Origin of the sequence: Desulfovibrio sp. (assembly GCF_035644575.1) — a bacterium.
Classification (GTDB): Bacteria; Desulfobacterota; Desulfovibrionia; order Desulfovibrionales; family Desulfovibrionaceae; genus Desulfovibrio.
This window is the reverse complement of sequence record NZ_DASQOG010000114.1, coordinates 1-4,333: the sequence shown is the minus strand read 5'-3', so window position 1 is coordinate 4,333 and position 4,333 is coordinate 1. Positions and strand designations below refer to the sequence as shown.

Annotated in this window: 6 protein-coding genes; all 6 read right to left on the bottom strand. The window is 62.0% G+C overall.

All coding sequences use genetic code 11. The features are described 5' to 3' along the window. The coding region (locus VEZ52_RS06465; protein ID WP_324836097.1) for an SsrA-binding protein at window positions 1–188 on the bottom strand (188 nt) is incomplete at its 3' end. After that, window positions 185–1,957: a phosphoenolpyruvate--protein phosphotransferase gene (gene ptsP, locus VEZ52_RS06460; RefSeq protein ID WP_324836096.1), complete on the bottom strand. Its 1,773-nt coding sequence runs from the start codon at window positions 1,955–1,957 to the stop codon at window positions 185–187. The genes ptsP and VEZ52_RS06465, both read right to left, overlap by 4 nt. Window position 1,958: 1 nt before the next feature. After that, window positions 1,959–2,249, bottom strand: coding sequence for an HPr family phosphocarrier protein (locus VEZ52_RS06455; protein WP_027180722.1), 291 nt, complete (start codon window positions 2,247–2,249; stop codon window positions 1,959–1,961). A gap of 72 nt (window positions 2,250–2,321) precedes the next feature. After that, window positions 2,322–3,071: a PTS system mannose/fructose/sorbose family transporter subunit IID gene (locus tag VEZ52_RS06450; protein ID WP_324836095.1), complete on the bottom strand. Its 750-nt coding sequence runs from the start codon at window positions 3,069–3,071 to the stop codon at window positions 2,322–2,324. A 181-nt stretch (window positions 3,072–3,252) separates the two neighbouring features. Continuing rightward, window positions 3,253–4,104 carry a 16S rRNA (cytidine(1402)-2'-O)-methyltransferase gene (gene rsmI / locus VEZ52_RS06445; protein WP_324836094.1) on the bottom strand — a complete coding sequence of 284 codons (852 nt, stop codon included), beginning with the start codon at window positions 4,102–4,104 and terminating at the stop codon, window positions 3,253–3,255. Next, a partial coding sequence (locus tag VEZ52_RS06440; protein ID WP_324836093.1) for a YraN family protein occupies window positions 4,046–4,333 on the bottom strand: 288 nt, incomplete at its 5' end. The genes VEZ52_RS06440 and rsmI, both read right to left, overlap by 59 nt.

Sequence of the window (4,333 nt, the reverse complement as noted above, 5' to 3'; positions counted from 1 at the left end):
GAAACAAGCCAGGCTTCTCCCTGGCGAAAGTCTACATAGCTATCAATAAAGTTGACCTTGCCCGCGCGGATGCTTTTGACTTCCGGGCCGGTCAGTACAATGCCCGCCTCGGTGAACTCGGAAAGTTCATAGAGGTGGCGGGCCTTTTTATTCAGGGCCACAGTGGATGGGGATGTTTTCTGGTTCATGGGTGACTGTATGTGAAAAGGCTTGTGGTGTGAAAGGCCAGTTCCTGTCCCAGTGACTGTTGCAACGCTTCGCGCACCATGCGCTTGGAAGCGGCCACATCCGTGCTGAGCAGCACGCTGTTGGCCAGATCCATGCAGGTTTGGGCGTTGAACTGGCGTATAAGGTGCTTCATGCCCGGTACAAATCGGGGGGCAGCGGACACGGTGTCCACGCCCATGCCCAGCAGCAGGGCCAGGCCAAAGGGGTCAGAAGCAAGCTCGCCGCAGACGGAAACACCTATGCCCTCGCGGTGGGCGGCATCAATGATGTGCTTGAGCGAGCGCACGATAGCCGGATGCAGCGGCTCGTTGAGGTAGGCCACATGGCGGTTGTTGCGGTCAATGCCCATTATGTAGTGGATAAGGTCATTGGTGCCGATGCTGAAAAAATCGCATTCCCGCGCGAGGGCATCGCAAATAAGGGCCGCAGCCGGGGTTTCAACCATGACGCCCAAGGGCAGCAGGGGGGCGTGGGGCAGATTTTGCGCCGCAAGCTCCTGATGCAGTTCCTGCATGATACGGCGCACTTGCTGCACTTCATCCAGGCAGGAAATCATGGGCAGCATGATGGCTACGTTGCCCATGGCCCCGGCGCGCATGAGCGCCCGTAACTGCGTGCGAAAGATGCCCTGATGACGCAGGCAAAAGCGTATGCCGCGCAACCCCAGCGCCGGGTTCGGCTCCTTGAGCACTGCCTGGGCGTGGAGCATCTTGTCTGCGCCCACGTCAAGCGTGCGAAAGACCACGCGATCCGGCGCGGCCCGCTGGGCCACCGCCGCGTATTCTGCCAGCAGGTCTTCTTCTGACGGCAGGCGGTCGGTGAAATAGGCAAATTCGGTGCGGTACAGGCCTACGCCGTCGGCCCCGCACTGGGCAAGAGCAGACAGCTCATTGGTGCCTTCAAGGTTGGCCTGCACTTCCACACGCACGCCATCGCACATTTCGGCGGGCCAGCGGGCAGATTTGAGCGTGAGGTCTTCCCACGCCGTATATTCCTCGCGCCGGGCCGCAAAACGGGCTTCGTCAGCCTCGTCGGGGCTCAACAGCACGCTGCCGCCGAGGCCGTCCACTACCAGCGTCTCGTTTTCGCGGGCAATGTCCATAAGCCCGGTAACGCCCGCAAGGCAGGGAATGTGCAATCCGCGCGACAAAATGGCCGTGTGCGAGGTGGGGCCGCCTTCTGCGGTCAGAATGCCCAGCACCCGGTCAAGGTTGAGCTCCATGACATCGGCGGGTGAGAGGTCTTCGGCCACAAGCACGCCGGGGGTTTCATCATCTCCCTTGTGGGCCGGGTCTGCCGCCAGATGCTCGCGCAGGCGCAGGCCCACGGCGCGGATATCCTGAGCTCGGTCGCGCAGGTAGGCGTCGTCCATGCTTCTGAACAGCGCGCACAGTTCATCCACCGTGAGTTTGAGCGCCCACGAGGCGCACACAAGATTGCTTTCTATGCGTGCCAGCGCAGCTTTGAGCAGCTTGGGGTCGCGGGCCATTTCCATCTGGGCGGCAATGACGTCGCGGTATTCCGAAAGGTCTTCCGGCACATTTTCCATGGTGGCGGCCAGCGAGGCGCGCACGCTTTCAGCGGCGGCGCGCAGGGTCTCCTGCTCCGCAGCCACTTCGGCGGCAGTGATACGGCGCTCGTCATCCTGCCGTGCCTTGTGCATGAAACGCACCCTGCCTATGGCTATGCCAGGCGAAACAGGTGTGCCGAAAAGTACCGCGCGGGCCATGTCAGTCCTGTAAATTTGTTAAAAATTGGGCCAGGCCGCAAAGGGCCTCGCGGGCATCGTCACCCTGAGCCACCAGGGTCAGTTCCGCATTGGCGGGCGGCGCAAGAGAAAGTATGTCGAGCATGCTTTTGGCGTCTACCTCGCCTGTGTCGCTGACAAGCAGTATATCCGAGGCATAGCGCTGCGCCTCCTGCGCCAGCCGGGCCGCCGGCCGGGCGTGCAGGCCGTTGCGCAGGCCAATGCATACCCGTAGCGCCAGCCCTCGCGGCGTTTGTTCAATGGCTTCTTCCATTATCCTACCTTATGAGCGTTTTATCGGCCAAAGGGGGACAAAGCGTGTCCACTACCGAAAAACACGTATATTCTACATGCCTATGAAGCCCAAGTCCACGAGAATAAGGGCTCCTGTTGTCACAACCCACAGCAGCAGCCTTGGCAGACGCATTCGTCCCACGAGCCATGCGGCGGCAAGCACTGCTGCTGCGCCCATGGCATAGGCTGTCCAGGGAAAGGGCTTCATTGTGCTGATGGGCAGATGCCAGATGACCAGGGCCGCCAAGGCCGCATTGACCATCTTGAGTCTGTCCACCCAGTTGATGAGGTTGAGCTTGCGCAGGCGGGCGAGCGTGGTCAGCCCGTACCGCAGGCCGGAAACAAAACAGATGGACCTGAACAGCAGCAGGGAACCGAACAGGATCACCGCCAGCAGCATGGCCACATTGGTAAAGCCCGCCAACAGCAGGCTGATGCTGAGCAGCGACCACAGGGGCAGCAATGTGCCGCTGAAAAATGAGTCGCCCAGGGCGGAAAGGGTTGTGGCCAGTGTTTCGCGCACGGAATTCAGCGCGCCTTCCGGCAGTGCCCCCTTGGCAATGGCCTGCTCAAGCGAAAGCAGGATGCCCACAAAAAGGGGAATCATGAAGGGGTGGGTGTTGCTGTGCCCCGCATAACGGCTCATGGCGCGGGCAAAGGCCTGCGGCTCGGGATACAGCTCGCGCAGGGCAGGCTCCAGCACGTAGGCCAGACCTATCTGTTGCATCCCCCGGGCGGTCATGGCTGCATTGATGCAGCTTGTGCGCGCCAGGCAGGCAAGTACAACGCGTGTGGGATACATGGCAACCCCGTGGCATGCCGGTTTGGCAGTTGCGGCGAGGACGCGTCCAAAAGGAAAGCGCCGCCTTGTGGATCACTCGGCCACGATCTGCTGTCGCAAGCTGATTCCGCAGCGTGCGCAACTGCTGGCCTGATGCAAAGCCCGTCTTGCAGAGAGCAAAGAGCCACAGAGCGAACAGTCCCTAAGCTTCCGGCTCTGCCTGTTCCGTGCCTGTCAGCAGGGCGTAGATTTCCTTGCCCGACCAGCCGCGCACGGCATCCTGCACCCTGCGGGCAACCTGACGGGGTTTGCCGCCCTGAGCGAGTTCCTCTTGCGCCAGCAGCAGCACATCTTCCCGTGGAGTTCGTTCCGCCTGTTCCGGCGGGCCGACAACCACGGTGATTTCGCCCAGCAGTTCATCGGGCAGCAGGCCGCTGTCTTCCAGACGACCTACTATAAATTCCTCGTGTTCCTTGGTCAATTCCCGGCACACGGCCACCTCGCGGGGGCCAAGAATGCGCGAGGCCTGAGCGAGGCTCTCCTTGAGGCGATCCTTGCGCTCAAAAAAAATGAGCGCGCCCGGCACATGGGCAAAGGCGGCAAAAAGGGCGTCGCGTCCTGCGGCATCGCGCGGCAGAAATCCCAGAAAACTGTGCGGCAGCGGGGGAATGCCAGCGGCGGAAAGGGCCGTCACAGGAGCCGAAGGCCCCGGCAGTGGGGATACGGCAAGGCCTTCCTTGCGGCAGGCGCGCACCAGGCGGTAGCCGGGGTCTGCCAAGAGCGGCGTTCCGGCATCGGAGACAAGGGCAACTGTCTGGCCTTCACGCAGCATGCGCAGCACACCCTCTTGCCGCTCGGCCTCATTGTGGTCGTAAAAGCTCAGCAGGCGGCGGGCTTCAATGCCGCAGTCGCGCAACAGGCGGGCAGTGCGCCGGGTATCCTCTGCCAGCACAAGATCTGCGCTTGCCAGCACTTCGCGTGCTCGCGGCGAAAGATCACCAGGGTTGCCAAGCGGCGTTGCCACTATCCACAGACGGTTCGCATTCAAAGGCATGGCGGCAGTGCTCCAGGTGCAGGGTATCGCCCTCGCGCACAATGCAGACCACATCAAACCGGCAAGGGCTGCTCCATGCATCGTGGGCCGCAAGCCACGCCCTGGCCGCCCGGCACAGGGTACGCTGCTTGGCAGGGGTCAGTGCGGCGGCGGGGCCGCCGTAGGTTGAACCGCTGCGGGTTTTTACTTCGACAAAAACAACGGTGTCGCCATCGCGGCAGACAATATC